We start from the raw sequence: 16761 nt of genomic DNA on the forward strand, positions 1-16761 counted from the left end.
CAAGTCAGTTATAATAGCTCGTCAACATTAATTTTGACACCCATTCAAGAACTCGGAGTAGTAGCTGAATGCCAACCTCAATGCCAGATATAGCCAATCAAACCAGCGCCCAGACTATGGGGAACCTGGATTGGGTTGGTATGAGTAATATTGAAATGCCTTTACTGGTAAGCGTTCCGGGTCAGCCTGACCGTCAGGTCAGTGCTAAAGTAGATGCCTTTGTCAATCTCGGAGATCCGCAAGCTAAAGGCATTCATATGTCGCGCCTCTACCTTGCAGTAGACGAACTTGCCGCTAGCGGCAGCCTTCAGCCATCTCAGATTGATACGCTGCTAAAAAGTTTTATCAGTTCGCACCTGGAACTCAGTCACCAGGCCTTAGTGCGTTTCACTTTCGATTATCACCTGCGTCGTAAATCTCTGGTCAGTAAAAAACAGGGTTGGAAAGCTTATCCGGTAACGCTTCAGGCAATACTGGATGATCAGGGACTGGAAATAGAGTTACAGGTAGAAGTACCTTACTCCTCCACCTGCCCTTGCTCGGCAGCACTGGCTCGGCAGCTGATTCAGGAAGCTTTCGATAAAAAATTCAACGCCGCCAGCGTCAGCAAAGAAGATGTCAGTGCATGGTTAGGTACAACCGATGGCATACCGGCAACGCCCCACAGCCAGCGTTCAGTAGCCGATGTTAAAGTTAAACTGAATACTGGGGCCACCGACCTGCCTATCGAAGATTTGATCGATACGATTGAAGACGCGCTACAGACACCAGTTCAAGCGGCAGTAAAACGTGAAGATGAGCAAGAATTTGCCCGTCTCAACGGTCAGAACTTAATGTTTTGTGAAGATGCAGCCCGTCGTTTACAACATCGCCTGAATCAGGAAAGCCAGTTTCATGATTTCTGGATCCGGGTAAATCACTACGAATCTTTACACGCCCATGATGCCGTCAGCATTACCACTAAAGGCATTAAAGGTGGCTTTCAGGCCCGCTAACATAACCTGATTTAATAAAAGAGCGCTTTTTTAAGCGCTCTTTTTTATTGTTGGCCCCTAATTTGCATTATCTCAGACACAGGTTTTCGTTTTGATTGTTTCAGATGGGGTTGGTTATGGAATTCATGCTCATTGGTTTTATCGTAGTGCTGGTGATTATTGCGATGATGGCATCACGCTTATCCGAGCGCTATGCGCCTTATCCTTATAAAAAACGTCAGGAAAGTTTCTTTTCAGCAACTGAAGAGTCTTTTCTGACCTTGCTTGAACGCGCGTGTGGCGACGAATATCGAATCTTCACAAAAGTACGCCTGGGCGATGTTGTCAGTGTGCGCGAAAAAGGGCTTTCCCGCTCCGCTCAGCGTGATGCACAAAACAAAGTATCCAGCCGCATGCTGGACTATGTTCTCTGCGACCGTTCAAACATGCGAGTGGTAGGGGTTATCGAGCTGGAGCCTATTGAAGCCAACAGCAATCAGGCTAAACGCAACTGGTTCCTTAAGAACTCACTCAATGCCGCGGGTATTCCTTTCCTGCGCTTTAAAGCCAAGCCTGGTTACCGTGCCGATGAATTAGGCCGCTTTATTGATTCCAAGCTGAATCAGTCTGATTTCGTACGTGCAGCAAGTCCTAAGAGCCGCGGTGCGGACGGTCATAATGCTCCTATGGCAGCCTGATGTTCTGCACTGGCTGTTATTCAGCCTGGTAATCTGGGGGGAGCGCTTGCTTCCTCTGCCCTTTTATCTTCATCCATTAAGCATTTTTCATAGTCTGGCAATGCGTATGGCAAAACGTGTACACCCCTCGTGTGCACGCAGTCGCACACAGCAACGCATCTCTGGTTTAATGGCCCCTATGGTACTGATAACCCCCTGGCTGGTCATTGCCGCCCTTATATACTGGCTGTCACCGTCCGACTGGTTATTTGCAGCACTGCTACTCTTTATAAGCCTGCGCACCCATTCTGCTATACGCGACCATACAAGCATCCAACAGGCACTTGAACTGCAACAAAAGCAACTAGCGCGTGAATTTCTGCAACCCTATGTGGCAAGAGATAGCAAACCACTGTCGTTACTCGGCATACGTAAAGCCAGTATCGAATGGCTTCCCCGGTACTGGGTGGAAAGCTGGCTGGGTGTTATATTCTGGTTTCTACTGGCAGGGCCTGTGGTTGCTTTAGGCTATCGGATGCTGATCGACTTACAGCGAGCCTGGCCCGCTAGTCAACAACATTGGCGTGACTTTGCAGCACCCGTTGCAGCCTTCGCTCAGATAGCGAGCTGGCCTGCGTTCTTTCTTTATTGGTTACTATTGGCGCTACGGCAGCTGCTGAGCGGCAAGGTCTTGCCGTGGAGCTTTACCGCACAACGCTGGATCACGGCACCGGAAGGACGTCTGTTACGCGCACTGTCGATGCGGCTGAAATGCCGACTTGGCGGCCCTGTCTTTCTCGATGGTATAAAACGGCAACGCCCCCGCTTTCAATACGGTAATGAACCGGAAAACAAAGAGTTGCAGGCAACACGACGCTTGCTTCTGCATAGCCAGATAACCTGTTGGCTCCTGTTGAGTCCGCTCTTCCTGCTTGGCTTTAGCAGCTTTTAAGTTGCTTCCTGTCAAGTTATAGACAGCGGGGATCGATCCCGCTGCCAGCTTCGTATATAATTGCCACCTTAATAATCCTTGGATTTTTTACCCATGAAAAAATATGATGTCATCGGCCTTGGCAATGCGCTGGTCGACCAGGAGTATAAGGTCACTGATACCTTCCTGGCTGAACAACAAATTGAAAAGAGCATCATGACTCTGCTGGATGAACAGCAACAAAACGAATTGCTGTTGCAATTAGATCAGCAATTCACGCTGGAAAAACGGGCTGGGGGTGGTTCCGCGGCCAATAGTCTGGTGGCTTTAAGCCAGTTTGGCGGACGTGCTTTTTACTGCTGCAAAGTAGCCAACGATGAAGCCGGTAGCTTTTATCGCCATGATTTAGAAACAGCGGGTGTCGACACCTGCCTGCATGAACAGGATAACGATGGCCTGACCGGTAAATGCGTTGTTATGGTCACGCCGGATGCCGAGCGCACCATGTGCACGTATTTGGGTATCACTATCGACTTTTCACTGGACGAACTGGAGTTCAGCAAAGTTGCCGAAGCTGAGTTTCTGTATATTGAAGGCTATCTGGTCACGTCACCTGTTGCTCGTGAAGCGGTTGCCAAAGCTCGCGAACTTGCAACGAATGCCGGTACGCGCATCGCTTTAACCTTTTCTGACTCGTCCATGGTCAAATACTTTAAGGAAGGCCTTGAAGAATTTCTGCACGCCGGCGTCGACCTGCTTTTTTGCAATGAAGAAGAAGCCCTGATGTTTACTGGTGAAGAAGACTTCGACAGTGCGATGCAAGCCTTATTACAATACGCAAAAGAAGTAGTTATTACTCGCGGTCCTGCTGGAGCAGTGATCGGACAGCCCGATAAGCGCGTACAAATACCTGGTTTCAAAGTGAAAGCTATCGACACTAATGGCGCTGGCGATATGTTTGCCGGTGCCTACCTTTATGGCATTACCCAGAACATGACCTCTGCTCAGGCAGGAACACTCGCCAGCCGCTCGGCTGCAGAAATAGTTAGCAATTACGGGCCTCGTCTGGAGACTGCCCAGCAAGAAGCCATTATTAAAGAATTAGGTATGCAGCCTGCGGCTGCCACCACCAACAGTTAAAAGGATATACTATGACCAACGATTATAAAGTAGCTGACATTAACCTTGCCGATTATGGCCGCAAGGAAATAGCCATTGCGGAATCTGAAATGCCGGCACTGATGGCAATTCGTCGTAAATACTCAGACAGCAAACCTCTATCCGGTGCCCGCATTATTGGCTGCATTCACATGACTATCCAGACTGCAGTACTTATCGAGACTCTGCTCGAACTGGGTGCTGAAGTGCGTTGGTCATCGTGTAACATCTTCTCAACTCAGGATCACGCTGCGGCGGCTATGGCGGCAGCTGGTGTTCCAGTGTTTGCCTGGAAAGGTGAAACCGAAGAAGAATACGAATGGTGTCTGGAACAAACCTGCAAAAAAGACGGTGAACTTTGGGACGCTAACATGATCCTGGATGACGGTGGTGATTTAACCATGCTTATCCATGAGCAATTCCCGCAAATGCTGGATAACGTGCACGGTGTTACCGAAGAAACCACAACGGGTGTGCATCGTTTACTGGAAATGCTGCAAAAGAACACACTTCGTGTGCCTGCCATTAACGTGAATGACGCCGTTACTAAGTCAAAAAATGACAACAAATACGGTTGCCGTCACTCACTGAACGATGCCATTAAACGCGCTACCGACCATCTGATGTCCGGCAAGAAAGCATTGGTCGTGGGTTATGGTGACGTCGGTAAAGGATCTGCGGCCAGTCTGCGGCAGGAAGGCATGATCGTTAAGATTACTGAGATTGACCCCATCTGTGCCATGCAGGCCTGTATGGATGGTTATGAGGTGGTTTCTCCTTATATCGGTGGCGTCAACAATGGCGATGGTAGTAATCTCAACACCGACGTACTGGGCAACACTGACCTTATCGTTACCACAACGGGTAACTACAACGTTTGTGACCGCTACATGCTAGCGGCATTAAAGAAAGGCGCGGTAGTTTGTAACATCGGCCACTTTGATAACGAAATTGATACTGCTTATATGCGCAAGAACTGGCGCTGGGACGAAATTAAGCCTCAGGTACATCAAATCTTCCGCTCCGATGCTAAAGAAGATTATCTGTTGCTGTTGTCTGAAGGTCGTCTGGTTAATCTGGGTAACGCAACCGGTCACCCAAGCCGCATCATGGATGGTTCTTTCGCCAACCAGGTACTGGCTCAAATCCACCTGTTTGAGAAAAAGTTTGCTGACTTACCGGAAGGTGAGAAAAATGCGAACCTCAGTGTCGAAGTACTGCCTAAGCAACTGGATGAAGAAGTCGCCCGTTATATGGTAGAAGGTTTTGGTGGCGTAATTACTAAACTTACCAGTGATCAGGCAGACTATATTCACGTTGAAGTCGGCGGTCCATTTAAGACTGACGCATATCGTTATTAATTAAAAGGCGAAACACTGCATGCCGGAAACAACTCCGCGCCTGCACTTTAGACCTATGACGGCGGCGGATTTTGCCGCCGTTATTGTTTTAGCTAATAAAGTGCATGGTGATAATTATCTGACTGAAAGTAGCCTTTCAGACTATTTTACCCGAGGTCTGCAACAGGGGCGGAATTTGCACTGGCTGGGTTTTGCAGATAACCAGCTGGTCGGCCTGCGTCTAACTTTTGCCCCTGGCAACTGGGATATCGATAGTTTTTGTACCCCATCCAGCTGGCCTGTCAGTACCGAACAGATGTGTTATTTCAAATGTGCCGCTATCGATCAGGATTATCAGGGCCTGGGTATTGGCAAAAGCCTGCTGCAGCATTCTGTAGTAGAAGCTTCTGGTTTAGGCTGTCAGGCAGGGCTTGCCCACATCTGGCGGCAAAGTCCGAATAACAGCGCCTTTGCATATTTCAGTCGCTGCGGTGGTGAACTCATTCAGGACCATCCGGATCGCTGGTATCAGGCGTCGGTCGAAGACGGCTATTTTTGTCCGGTATGCGACGGCATCTGCCATTGCATAGCAGCGGAAATGGTATTGCCCTTTAAACGTATTAACCTGGGTTAAGCATGTCCCGGTATCGCAGCTATGATCCGCTGACCGACGCCGGGATAACGTCGGATTATGCCGACCATATCAAAAGTTACTGGAACAGCCTGCCAACCACAGAGTCACCCGCCTGCCCGCCACTTCCAGAAAAAGCACCGCTGGTGATTATTGGCGCGGGTTATACCGGCCTGAATGCCGCTTATCGGCTGGCCAGTTTTTACCAACAGGAAGTTGTTGTACTTGAAGCCGGTGACGTCGGCGCAGGCTGTAGTGGTCGCAATGCCGGATTTGTATTGCCCGGCAGCGGCCGTCTTAGCCTGGGGGATTACCAACAGCGCTATGGTGATGATCTGGCCCGGGCCGTACAAAAAGAATTCCAACGAAGTGTCGAACTGGTTCAGGAACGCATCAGCCAAGACCAAATTGATTGTGACTGGTTACCAGGGCGCTACTTGCGTGTCGCCCACACCCCCAGGCAGGCCTCAAAATTAGCAAAACAGTTTGCCAATAGTCAGGGCTGGTGGCCGCAGCAGTTCCTATCAGAACAGCAACTACGCCAGCAACTGCCTGGAATCAACAAAGGTTACGCCGCTCTCGAGCAAGCTCCCGCAGCCAGCGTGCAACCCAAAGCACTATTGCAGGGCTACGCGAAAGCGGCAAGTCAGGCCGGAGTCCAGATACACACGCGAACGCCGGTTTTAAAGTGGCAATCCACGGTGCAGGGAGAACAATTGCATACACCACGAGGCAGGGTCCTCGCTGAACAAGTGCTGGTGTGCAGCAACGCCTACACCACCTCCTCACTGCTGCCGCAGCTCAGCCGGCGACAACTCCCTGCTTTGTCCAGTGTTATCGTCACACAGCCGCTCACAGAAGCACAGCTGCAAAGCACTGGGTTGAACCAGCGAGATTTGATTATGGACACCCGGGCGCTTAAATATTATTACCGCTTATTGCCCGATAACCGTATGCTGTTTGGCGGACGCGGAGCGGTCAGTGGCCACAATGCCAGACACCCAAGCTACTGCAGGCGCTTGCATCAGGCTCTTATAAAGACCTGGCCTTCATTGCAGGATCTCAGCGTTGCTTATAGCTGGCACGGCTGGGTTAGCGTATCGCTGGATTCAATGCCCAGGGTTTTTAGCTTGAATGACCGTATCCACGCCAGTATGGGCTATTGTGGTGCTGGCATCGCATTTTCGACCCTCGCCGGCCAACGACTGGCTGATAAAGTAATGGGCGAAAAACTACCCGACCTGCCCTTTTACCAAAGTGCCCTGCCCACTTTTCCGCTACCGGGATTTCGGCGAGTCGGCCAGGCACTTTATTATCAATACGCCCGACTGAAAGATCGATATTAATTACAAACACAAAAAAACCCGCGACAGGCGGGTTTTTTTATTCAATACGTCTTAGTCAGTTCGTTCACGAATTGCATTGGCAATTTCAGAATCACCATGACCATTCGCTTCAGCCCAATCCAAGTCGCCGTTACCGTCAAGACTTGAACCTGGTAACTGACTGACAATGAAAGAACCTATATCCTGCGAGTCATTTGCCATAGCAAACTGCAACAGACTCATGCCATTGCATACAATGCCATCGTACACGGAGCGCAGGCGAATACGATCTTCACGCATGCGCTGACGCATACGCATACGGTCGTCACCCTGAACGTAGGTACATAGGTTAAGTGCCAAATCCTGTGCCTGTGCCGGCTGAACTGACGCTACTGAAGCAGCCAGTGCAACTAAACCTGCGGTGATAGTAGTAGTAACTACCTTATACATACTTGCCCCCAATCTTGTATAAAAATCGCTCAAAATAGTACTTTATTCGTACCCATAGTTCAATAACGACATAGCTTTTCTATGTAACCATTTAAAATTAGGCTATTTTTCAAGTAGATAGGCGGAAAAACCTGGTGTTTCAGGATTTTTCTGCGGCTCATCCCTGAGTAATGTACTAACCCATTTGTCTGATACATAGTCAGGAAACCACGTATCGCCCTCAATGTCGAGATCGATTAAGGTAAGATACAGCCGACTTGCGACAGGAAGAAACTGTCGATATATTTCTCCCCCGCCAATCACCATAATCTCTTCTACCTGACCAGCTTCTGCAATCGCTTCATCAATAGAAGTCACACCAGTGACTGAATCAGGCAGCTTCCCCGGATCACGGGTAATCACAATGTTGTGTCGTCCCGGCAGTGCCCGCCCGATAGACTCAAAGGTACGCCGACCCATTATAATCGGCTTACCCCAGGTGATTTCCTTAAAGTACTTGAGCTCCTGCGGCAGATGCCAGGGCATCTGTCCATCTTTGCCTATTACCCGGTTGGCTGCCATCGCAGCCACTAGTGAAATATGCATCAGTAAGCCCTATTCCTTAGTGTAAATAACCTCAACATCATGATCATCGTCATCATCTTCTTCATCGTCATCTGCGTCATTTTCTTGAGCGTTTTCCAGTTCACGATCGTGATAATCATCCCATTTAAACTCGACCATTTCAGGTTCTTCAGCAACCGCTTCGGTTTCTTTAGGCAAGCTCTCCAGATACTGCATAATTTCATATACTAATTGATCGCGGGCATTGCCCTGCAAGGCAGAGATTTCATAGACCGGTCCGGTCCAGTCCAGCGCTTTTACAATCTTCTCGCGTTGCTCTGCAATTTCTTCAGGGCTCAGCAAATCAGTTTTATTAAGTACCAGCCAACGTGGCTTCTCGGCCAGCTTCGGACTGTATTTTTCCAGCTCATGCACAATAACCTGTGCCTGTTCTGCCGGATCTGTCTGATCAAAAGGTGCCAGATCAACCAGGTGCAGCAACAAACCGCAACGTTCCAGATGTTTGAGGAACTGAATGCCCAGACCAGCGCCTTCAGCAGCACCTTCAATCAAACCTGGGATATCGGCAATAACAAAGCTGTGATGAGCCGCAGGGCGCACTACACCTAGGTTAGGTACCAGCGTGGTAAAGGGGTAATCGGCTACTTTAGGTTTAGCTGCAGATACGGAACGGATAAAGGTAGACTTACCTGCATTCGGCAGCCCCAGCAAACCGACATCGGCCAATAGCATCAGCTCAAGCAATAAGGGTCTGATTTCCCCTGGGGTACCGTTGGTTTTCTGACGAGGCGCACGATTGGTACTGCTTTTAAAACGTGTATTACCTAATCCGTGGAAACCACCTTTGGCAACCAGTAAACGCTCGCCATGACGGGTCATATCACCAATTACTTCACCGGTGTCCACATCTTTTGCCCGAGTTCCTATCGGAACTGCAACTTCCAGATCCTGGCCGCGTTTACCGGTGCAATTTTTACTCATTCCGTTCTGTCCGCGCTCGGCGCGGTGAAACCGTTCAAAGCGATAATCAATCAACGTATTCAGGTTTTCATCTGCACGCAGCCAAACGTCACCACCATCCCCGCCGTCGCCACCATCGGGGCCACCTCTGGGTATATACTTTTCCCGACGAAAAGACACACAACCGTTGCCTCCGTCGCCTGCTTCTACCCTAATTTCTGCTTCATCGACGAACTTCATGGCTAACCTGCCTGCACTTCAACTTGAGGCCTACGGCCTCGGAATATTACCAAATACTATAGCGCAAACAAAAAACCCCGCGACAACGCGGGGTTTCATGTTTCGCAATTAACGAGTTACTTATTCAGCAACAACGCTAATGAATTTGCGATTGTTCGGGCCCTTGACGTCAAAAGAAACTTTGCCGCTGGCTTTTGCGAACAAGGTGTGGTCACGACCAACACCAACATTATCCCCAGCGTGGAAACGTGTACCGCGCTGACGAACTAAGATGTTACCTGCTAATACGGATTCGCCGCCATAACGCTTAACACCCAGACGTTTCGACTCTGAGTCACGACCGTTACGGGTTGAACCACCTGCCTTTTTATGTGCCATTTGTCGTTACTCCTTAATTAGGCGCCAAAACCAGTGATTTTTACTTCAGTAAACCACTGACGGTGGCCCATCTGAGTACGTGAATGCTTACGACGACGGAACTTAACAATGTTCACTTTATCGCCGCGACCATGGTTGATAACTTCAGCAGTTACCTTACCACCTTTAATCAAAGGCGCACCAATAGTCACATCATCACCGTTTGACAGCATTAAAACCTGATCAAACTCAACAATATCACCCGTTGCGTTTTCTAACTTCTCCAAGCGTACCACTTGGCCTTCAGAGACACGGTGTTGCTTACCGCCACTTTGGAAAACCGCGTACATAATTTTCTCCACTGCCCCGACAGGGCGCTTAAAACTCAATTCAGGGCGCGAATTTTACGCAAAAAGCTTGCTTTGCGCAAGGGTAAATTGCTAAAAAATCAACCTTTATCAAACTGCTCCCCTGAACACTGGCGAATTCTTAAAGATCCTGTAAAATCTGCGCCTACTGGTGACCTCTGAGACAAATAAATAATGATGGATCTGGCAACGATCAAGAAGCTAAGCGAAGCCGATATGAATGCCGTAGACAAGTTAATCATGGCTCAGTTGCAATCTGATGTCGCACTGATTAACCAGCTTGGTCTTTATATTATCAGTGGTGGTGGTAAACGCCTGCGCCCTCTATTAGCCGTGTTATCTGCTCGTGCGCTGGGCTATCAAGGCAAACATCACCATACCCTGGCCGCAGTAATAGAGTTTATCCATACCTCCACTTTACTGCATGACGACGTGGTTGACGAGTCAAATATGCGGCGAGGCCGGGCTACAGCAAACGCAAAATTTGGCAACGAAGCCAGTGTATTGGTTGGAGATTTTCTTTACTCGCGAGCATTCCAACTGATGGTTTCTATGGAATCCATGCGCGTAATGGACGTATTGGCCGACGCCACTAACGTTATCGCCGAAGGTGAAGTCATGCAGTTAATGAACTGCAACGACCCGGAAACTACTGAAGAACGTTACTTCGCAGTGATTTACAGTAAAACCGCACGCTTGTTCGAGGCAGCAACTCAGCTGGGTGCCGTATTAGCTGGACAGGACCAGGCCACAGAAGAGGCCATGCAAGCCTATGGCAGGCATTTGGGCACTGCTTTTCAACTGGTTGATGACATCCTCGATTATACCGCTGATGCCGATGCTATGGGCAAAGAAGTAGGCGATGATTTAGCTGAAGGCAAACCTACATTACCTCTACTTTACGCCATGTGGCATGGCGGCAAAGAAGAATCCACCGTTATCCGCAATGCCATCGAACATGGTGGTCAACGCGACCGCCTGCCCGAAGTTATGCAAACCATGCAATCAACTGGCGCCATTAAGTACGCTCAGCAAAGAGCTCAACAGGAAACTGATAAAGCGAAAGAAGCTATTCAGGCACTGCCAGAAACAGAATATAAAGCAGCATTACTGGCTCTCGCTGACATAGCCGCAGCTCGTATGGCCTGATGCCAGAGGACTAATTTATAGAACAAAAGTAAAGTATATTAACTAGCCTTTTCGGGTTAATATTTGTCCATATTGTGACAATTAAGATGGATCTGAATGCGCTTTTTACTACTTGTACTAGTACTCCTGTCTGCCAGTTTGCCCAGTGAGGCGTCTAACACTCTGCGCCTGCAGCAGTTATCCGTTCAGGAAGGTCTCTCACAAAATAGTGTGACGCGCATTGTTAAGGACCATGAAGGCTTTCTGTGGGTGGCCACTGAAGGTGGGCTTAACCGCTATGATGGCTATAGTTTTCATCACGTTCCAGGCCCGGGCAATCAATTTCTAGATGCTTATGTAAGCACTATTAATATCACTTCAGACGGTAGTCTCTGGGTTGCACTGCCAAGTCAGGGCGTATTTCAGCTGCCCCCGCAAGGTGACGATTTTATTCTGCATATTGAAGCACGCATGATCGACGACTGGTGGCTTGATGAAGTGATAGCTATTAAGGAGTATCAGAATCAGTTGCTGATCATCAGCGAGTCACACGTGCGCCTTTATGATCCTGAGACACAAGAGGTTCACCAAATCTTTGAACTACAAACCGAAGATGGCAATTTTGAGGATATCATTCGCAGTCATCACCTCATTGATGACATTATTATACTCGCCACTTCAGCTGGTGTAATAGCTCTGACCCCTGAAGATTTTTCGGCTGTTAACCTCTGGCACCTCGACCCGGAAGCCGCGAGTCCGGATATGCTGAACACTAAGGCTTTCGCTCAATTTGAACAGCGACTATTTGTGGCTACCGTACAGGGTCTCTACTCCTGGCAACTGGATACACTAACCACCTATATAACTGAGCAGGATCAGCTGCCACCAGCACAGATGCATGAGAGCCAGATGAATATCTGGGATTTACATGCAACCGACAACAGCTTATATATGGCTACCCATCAAGGGCTATATGAATATCGCGCAAGCTGGCAAACCCCCGAACAGCTGCTGCGTTTCAGCGACGCTAACCTGAACCTTTTCGACAACAGCATTCGCACTTTTTATTATGACAGTAATCAGCAATTCTGGTTGGGCACTGCCATTAACGGACTCTTCCACTGGCAACCTGCCTCGCAAAATTTCACTAGTCTGGTGCGCGGAATAGCTCCCGTTGAAGAGCTTTCTCATAATGTGGTCTGGGCCCTGGCCGAGGATATAGATAACCGTTTATGGATAGGTACCCAAAACGGCCTTAACATGCTGACTCCTGACAATCAGCTACAAACCTACCTTGAGTCTGATGACGAATACTCGATGTTCACCAGCGGTACAATCTTTGATATTTTCCCCGATCCGCAAGTAGCGGATAAGTTATGGCTTTATCTTGCGGGTGAAATTGTTCAGTTTGACGCCGAATCGGGTGATATAGAAAAAGTACCCACCAGCGATACCGAGTCCACCGAGATTATGGCGGATTTTGGCTGGGGATACCGTTTACTGGAGGACCATAAAATATGGTTCTTCATCACCGACGGATTAGTCAGCTATGACATCCAGACTGGCCAGGCCAAGATATATAAGGACACACAGGACGATGGCTTTAATGCACTGAATGCATACCATATATTGGGAACCCGGCAAGGTCACCCTGACCAGATCCTGCTCGGGTTAGCCAGCGAACTCTGGATCTTCGATACAAGGGACAGTACCTTTGAAAAAGTTTATCAACATGAACCTTATCAGCTGTATTCCTATATAGCACCGGAAAGCCATCTGGTTGATCAGGATAATAAACTTTGGATTACTATGGAAGGCGCGGGTATCGCCGTACTGGACAATGACACTCTGGAGTTTAAATTTCGCTTACAAACTACCGATGGTCTGCCTACCAATGCCGTCTATTCGGCACAGCCAGGTCTCGACGGGGAAATCTGGTTCAGTTCTCACAGTGGTCTCCTGCGTGTAAACCCAGTTACCCTGCATGTTGAACAATTTACATATCAGGACGGCATTAGTGGCAATGAATTTAATGCACGAGCCACAGGCCTTTTTGACGACGGTGTTATTGCTTATGGCGGCATGCGCGGCGTTACTATGTTTCACCCGGATAACTTTCAGCGCAGCCCTCAGCCCCCCAAAGTTAGCATTACCGATGTCGACAGGCTAACCAGCAGGGAACGGCTCAATTTACCTTTACGCAACCTGAATCAACAGCGTATTCATCTCGATTACGATGAGAATAATCTGCGCGTGCACGTTTCCACCCTGCAATATGACCGGCAACATCGGGTCCAATACGATTATCATCTCTCTGGTCCCACTACTTTTTCAGTACTGGAAACCACAGACAGATACGTGACTTTTCCGCGCCTCCAACCCGGTTCTTATCAACTTACCGTGAATGCTTATGATAGCCGCAGCGGCGTCCGTGGTGAATCCGCAATCCTTTATATTGAAGTTGGTTACCATCCGTTTTTTTCACCACTCGCTATTAGTTTATATGTACTCTCTGTACTTCTGATCGCCGCCTTCCTGATATATTACCGCTACCAGCAACACCAGCAGGTAATACGTAATAAAAAACGCGCAGAGGCCAGTGAAGAGCGTTTGCAGCTGGCGTTGAGCATTACCGGCAGCGGAGTCTGGGACTGGCACCAGGAAGAAAACCAATTATATGAAAATCGAATCCGTCAGGAACTGGGACATACCGTTTTTCGGGAACCGCTGTCCATTGACGATCATCTGCAACTAATCCACCCACAGGATCAGAAGCTATTTGAACAGCGCTGGACACAACTGATAAAAGGCACTGCAGAAAACTTCGCTTGCACTTACCGTATGCGCCACCAGGACGGGGGCTGGTTATGGTTTACCGATCTTGGCAAAGTATCCGGCCGCAACCAAAGTGGTATTCCCAAGCGAATTACTGGCACCTTTCAAAACATTACCGAAGCCAGGGCCAACCGGGAAAAAGCATTGCTCTTCGGCAAAGCGTTCGAACAAACCATGGACTGGGTCCTGCTACTCAATGCAGATTTTCTCCCGTTAACGGCAAATAAAGCATTCTGTAACGCTGTCGCGATTGAGGACATGGAAAACATTAAAGACTATGACTTTACCCGCATGAGCAAGCAACGGCTGCGCAATTACCGGAACATTCTCAATACGTTAAAGCCCGGTGAGCAATGGCGTGGGGAGGATGTTATTCAATTAGGTGACCAACAGGAAACTCCGGTGCTGATGAATATTAGTGCAGTACTGGATAATAATGATCAGGGAATGTTTTATGTTGTTGTAATAACCAACATAAGTGCTCAAAAAGAAGCAGAAAAACAACTTCGTAAACTCGCCAATTATGACTCCTTAACCGGATTAGCAAACCGTACTTTATTGCACGATCGGGTATTTAGCATTATTCAGGATGACTCTCTGCAAAAACAAAGATTTGGAGTTATCTTCATTGACTTAGACCGATTTAAGCAGGTCAATGACTCGCTCGGTCATAGCGTCGGTGACGAGTTACTCTGTATTATAGCAAGCCGTCTTAGCACCTATTTGAGCGAACAGGATACCGTCGCTCGCCTCGGAGGCGACGAATTCATTGTTCTATTGAGAGATGTCAGCAATCCAGAAAAGGTAGAGCAAACCGCACGAAGCATTATCGACACTATTAATGAACCTGTATTATTACAACAACACCATATACGTACCTCACCTAGCCTGGGCATAGCCCTGTATCCCGAGCATGGTATTAACACTGATGAACTGTTAAAACACGCCGATGTGGCTATGTATCACGCCAAAGGGTCAGGCCGTAATTGTTACCGTATTTTCGAGCAAGAGATGGATATTAAGGTTCGCGAACGTCTGGCTCTTGAAACTGAACTAAAGCATGCGGCCAGCCATCATCAGCTGCTCAATTATTATCAACCCATTATCGCAGCTGATAGTAACCATACGGTAGGCGTAGAGCTCCTCCTGCGCTGGCAACACAAAGAAACTTTCATAGACCCAGATAAGTTTATTCCTATCGCCGAAGATCTCGGTATTATCATTTATATGACCAATCAGGCTATGCAACAAGGGCTGGCTGATTTAGTTGAGATGCGCCGCATACAACCTGACCTTTACTTATCCGTTAACCTTTCGGTCAGTCATCTTGACTATCCGCATCTGCCTGCTCAGGTCGAACAACTGCTGGCCGAGTACCAGCTACCAGCCAGTGCGCTACGCTTCGAAATAACCGAAGGAATTCTGATTGAAGAAACCGTGCGCGCGGGTTCGGTTATGCGCGAATTGCGCGACCTGGGTATTCATCTGCTACTTGATGATTTTGGTACTGGTTATTCTTCCCTGCGTTATGTGAAAGAGTTCCCGGTTGGCATTATAAAAATAGATCGCAGCTTCACGCAGGACATAGGTATCGATACTTCCAATGAAGCAATTATTGATTCTATTCTCGCTATGGCTCGCAATCTGGACAAAACCTGTATTGCGGAAGGTGTGGAAAGCGAAGCGCAAAAACGCTGGCTGTTAGCACGTCATTGCAACCTGATGCAGGGGTTCTTATTTGCCAGGCCTATGCCGCTAAACGAGCTCCTCGAATGGTTTCCCAGGCACTAAAAAAGGCTCCCTTGGGAGCCTTTTTTAAGTCTCAACACGCACTTACTTATTTGCGAATTCGATACCTGTCTGAATATCGCCTTTCAGGCCATCCAGCATATCCGCTTTAGCTTTCGTTTCAAAATCACTAAGCTCGCCGTATGGTAGTATTTCAAGGATACCATCAGTACCTAGTCTAACTGCTTGGGCAAAAAACTGGGCATCGCTACCATCGCCTTCTACGTAAGCATATTCAGTAACTTCTTCACCCTGCTTCGCTTTTGCCAGTGACAGGCAAAAACGCGCTGCGGCCTGGCCCATAGAAAGGGTTGCAGAACCTCCACCAGCTTTAGCTTCAACAACTTCAGTACCGGCATTCTGGATACGATGAGTCAGTTGCTTAATTTCATCATCGCTAAACTGAATACCCGGTACCTGAGACAATAATGGCAGAATAGTAGTGCCACTGTGACCGCCAATAACTGGCACATGAACATTCTCTGGATTAAGGCCTTTCAATTCAGCTACAAAAGTTTCCGCACGAATAACATCCAATGTAGTGACACCGAATAGCTTGTTCTTGTCGTACACACCTTTTTGCTTCAGCACTTCAGCCGCAATAGCGACCGTGGTATTTACTGGGTTAGTGATAATACCTACACAGGCTTTCGGGCAATTGTCAGCAACTGCTTCCACCAGGTTTTTAATAATGCCCGCGTTCATATTGAACAGATCTGAGCGGTCCATACCCGGTTTACGAGGAACACCGGCTGGAATAAGTACAATGTCAGCACCTTTCAGCGCGACATCTAAATCATCCTGACCATAGCCTTTCACATCAACAGCGGTCGGTATATGGCTTAGATCAACAGCCACACCTGGGGTTACTGGTGCGATATCGAATAATGACAACTCGGTACCCGCTGGCAACTGAGTTTTTAACAATAAAGATAATGCCTGGCCAATACCACCGGCGGCGCCTAACACTGCTACTTTCATGATGTACTCCATTTAACTCGGGGTTAAGAGGGCTAAAACCATACTGGATCATGC

Annotated in this window: 15 protein-coding genes; 9 read left to right on the forward strand and 6 right to left on the reverse strand. The window is 48.3% G+C overall.

The features are described 5' to 3' along the window. The first annotated feature begins 68 nt into the window (after positions 1-68). The 7 genes from folE2 to CWE09_RS07175 all read left to right on the forward strand — a co-directional run bounded on the left by folE2 (position 69) and on the right by CWE09_RS07175 (position 7057). A complete protein-coding gene (gene folE2 / locus CWE09_RS07145; protein WP_126803290.1) occupies positions 69-995 on the forward strand; it encodes a GTP cyclohydrolase FolE2 in 927 nt (308 codons plus the stop codon). Positions 996-1111: 116 nt separating this feature from the next. Then, on the forward strand, positions 1112-1672 hold the full coding sequence (locus CWE09_RS07150; RefSeq protein WP_126803291.1) for a DUF2726 domain-containing protein: 561 nt from the start codon (positions 1112-1114) through the stop codon (positions 1670-1672). Next, positions 1653-2603: a cobalamin biosynthesis protein gene (locus tag CWE09_RS07155; protein WP_126803292.1), complete on the forward strand. Its 951-nt coding sequence runs from the start codon at positions 1653-1655 to the stop codon at positions 2601-2603. The genes CWE09_RS07150 and CWE09_RS07155 overlap by 20 nt, the downstream gene beginning before the upstream one ends. A 93-nt stretch (positions 2604-2696) precedes the next feature. Continuing rightward, positions 2697-3722 carry an adenosine kinase gene (locus CWE09_RS07160; protein ID WP_126803293.1) on the forward strand — a complete coding sequence of 342 codons (1026 nt, stop codon included), beginning with the start codon at positions 2697-2699 and terminating at the stop codon, positions 3720-3722. Positions 3723-3733: 11 nt separating this feature from the next. After that, positions 3734-5101, forward strand: a complete 1368-nt coding sequence (gene ahcY / locus CWE09_RS07165) for an adenosylhomocysteinase (RefSeq protein ID WP_126803294.1) — start codon at positions 3734-3736, stop codon at positions 5099-5101. A 19-nt stretch (positions 5102-5120) separates the two neighbouring features. Then, on the forward strand, positions 5121-5714 hold the full coding sequence (locus CWE09_RS07170; protein ID WP_126803295.1) for a GNAT family N-acetyltransferase: 594 nt from the start codon (positions 5121-5123) through the stop codon (positions 5712-5714). A 2-nt stretch (positions 5715-5716) separates the two neighbouring features. Then, a complete protein-coding gene (locus tag CWE09_RS07175) occupies positions 5717-7057 on the forward strand; it encodes an NAD(P)/FAD-dependent oxidoreductase (protein WP_126803296.1) in 1341 nt (446 codons plus the stop codon). Positions 7058-7108: 51 nt separating this feature from the next. On the opposite strand, the gene CWE09_RS07180 is transcribed toward CWE09_RS07175, so the two are convergent. The 5 genes from CWE09_RS07180 to rplU form a co-directional block, all read right to left on the reverse strand. Beyond that, entirely contained in the window at positions 7109-7486 is a 378-nt protein-coding gene (locus tag CWE09_RS07180) for a DUF3718 domain-containing protein (RefSeq protein WP_126803297.1), read from the reverse strand. A 102-nt stretch (positions 7487-7588) separates the two neighbouring features. Then, positions 7589-8071 (reverse strand): type 3 dihydrofolate reductase, encoded by a 483-nt coding sequence (folA, locus tag CWE09_RS07185; protein ID WP_126803298.1) that lies wholly within the window; start codon positions 8069-8071, stop codon positions 7589-7591. A 9-nt stretch (positions 8072-8080) separates the two neighbouring features. Continuing rightward, on the reverse strand, positions 8081-9250 hold the full coding sequence (gene cgtA / locus CWE09_RS07190) for an Obg family GTPase CgtA (protein WP_126803299.1): 1170 nt from the start codon (positions 9248-9250) through the stop codon (positions 8081-8083). 120 nt (positions 9251-9370) lie between these two features. Next, positions 9371-9628: a 50S ribosomal protein L27 gene (rpmA, locus tag CWE09_RS07195; RefSeq protein WP_126803300.1), complete on the reverse strand. Its 258-nt coding sequence runs from the start codon at positions 9626-9628 to the stop codon at positions 9371-9373. 17 nt (positions 9629-9645) lie between these two features. After that, positions 9646-9957, reverse strand: a complete 312-nt coding sequence (rplU, locus tag CWE09_RS07200; RefSeq protein ID WP_126803301.1) for a 50S ribosomal protein L21 — start codon at positions 9955-9957, stop codon at positions 9646-9648. 195 nt (positions 9958-10152) lie between these two features. On the opposite strand from rplU, the gene ispB reads away from it, so the two are divergent. Both ispB and CWE09_RS07210 read left to right on the forward strand, forming a co-directional pair. Then, a complete protein-coding gene (gene ispB, locus CWE09_RS07205) occupies positions 10153-11124 on the forward strand; it encodes an octaprenyl diphosphate synthase (RefSeq protein ID WP_126803936.1) in 972 nt (323 codons plus the stop codon). A gap of 96 nt (positions 11125-11220) precedes the next feature. Then, complete coding sequence (locus CWE09_RS07210; RefSeq protein WP_126803302.1) at positions 11221-15729, forward strand: EAL domain-containing protein; 4509 nt, start codon at positions 11221-11223, stop codon at positions 15727-15729. 42 nt (positions 15730-15771) lie between these two features. On the opposite strand, the gene mdh is transcribed toward CWE09_RS07210, so the two are convergent. Continuing rightward, positions 15772-16707: a malate dehydrogenase gene (mdh, locus tag CWE09_RS07215; protein ID WP_126803303.1), complete on the reverse strand. Its 936-nt coding sequence runs from the start codon at positions 16705-16707 to the stop codon at positions 15772-15774. Between the last annotated feature and the right edge of the window lie 54 nt (positions 16708-16761).

Source organism: Aliidiomarina minuta, assembly GCF_003987145.1.
Lineage (GTDB): Bacteria > Pseudomonadota > Gammaproteobacteria > Enterobacterales > Alteromonadaceae > Aliidiomarina > Aliidiomarina minuta.

What these genes read in the sequence shown, in the direction of transcription:
- folE2 (WP_126803290.1), top strand. Translation starts at nt 69, where the DNA reads ATGCCAACCTCAATGCCAGATATAGCCAATCAAACCAGCGCCCAGACT.
- CWE09_RS07150 (WP_126803291.1), top strand. Translation starts at nt 1,112, where the DNA reads ATGGAATTCATGCTCATTGGTTTTATCGTAGTGCTGGTGATTATTGCG.
- CWE09_RS07155 (WP_126803292.1), top strand. Translation starts at nt 1,653, where the DNA reads ATGCTCCTATGGCAGCCTGATGTTCTGCACTGGCTGTTATTCAGCCTG.
- CWE09_RS07160 (WP_126803293.1), top strand. Translation starts at nt 2,697, where the DNA reads ATGAAAAAATATGATGTCATCGGCCTTGGCAATGCGCTGGTCGACCAG.
- ahcY (WP_126803294.1), top strand. Translation starts at nt 3,734, where the DNA reads ATGACCAACGATTATAAAGTAGCTGACATTAACCTTGCCGATTATGGC.
- CWE09_RS07170 (WP_126803295.1), top strand. Translation starts at nt 5,121, where the DNA reads ATGCCGGAAACAACTCCGCGCCTGCACTTTAGACCTATGACGGCGGCG.
- CWE09_RS07175 (WP_126803296.1), top strand. Translation starts at nt 5,717, where the DNA reads ATGTCCCGGTATCGCAGCTATGATCCGCTGACCGACGCCGGGATAACG.
- CWE09_RS07180 (WP_126803297.1), bottom strand. Translation starts at nt 7,486, where the DNA reads ATGTATAAGGTAGTTACTACTACTATCACCGCAGGTTTAGTTGCACTG.
- folA (WP_126803298.1), bottom strand. Translation starts at nt 8,071, where the DNA reads ATGCATATTTCACTAGTGGCTGCGATGGCAGCCAACCGGGTAATAGGC.
- cgtA (WP_126803299.1), bottom strand. Translation starts at nt 9,250, where the DNA reads ATGAAGTTCGTCGATGAAGCAGAAATTAGGGTAGAAGCAGGCGACGGA.
- rpmA (WP_126803300.1), bottom strand. Translation starts at nt 9,628, where the DNA reads ATGGCACATAAAAAGGCAGGTGGTTCAACCCGTAACGGTCGTGACTCA.
- rplU (WP_126803301.1), bottom strand. Translation starts at nt 9,957, where the DNA reads ATGTACGCGGTTTTCCAAAGTGGCGGTAAGCAACACCGTGTCTCTGAA.
- ispB (WP_126803936.1), top strand. Translation starts at nt 10,153, where the DNA reads ATGGATCTGGCAACGATCAAGAAGCTAAGCGAAGCCGATATGAATGCC.
- CWE09_RS07210 (WP_126803302.1), top strand. Translation starts at nt 11,221, where the DNA reads ATGCGCTTTTTACTACTTGTACTAGTACTCCTGTCTGCCAGTTTGCCC.
- mdh (WP_126803303.1), bottom strand. Translation starts at nt 16,707, where the DNA reads ATGAAAGTAGCAGTGTTAGGCGCCGCCGGTGGTATTGGCCAGGCATTA.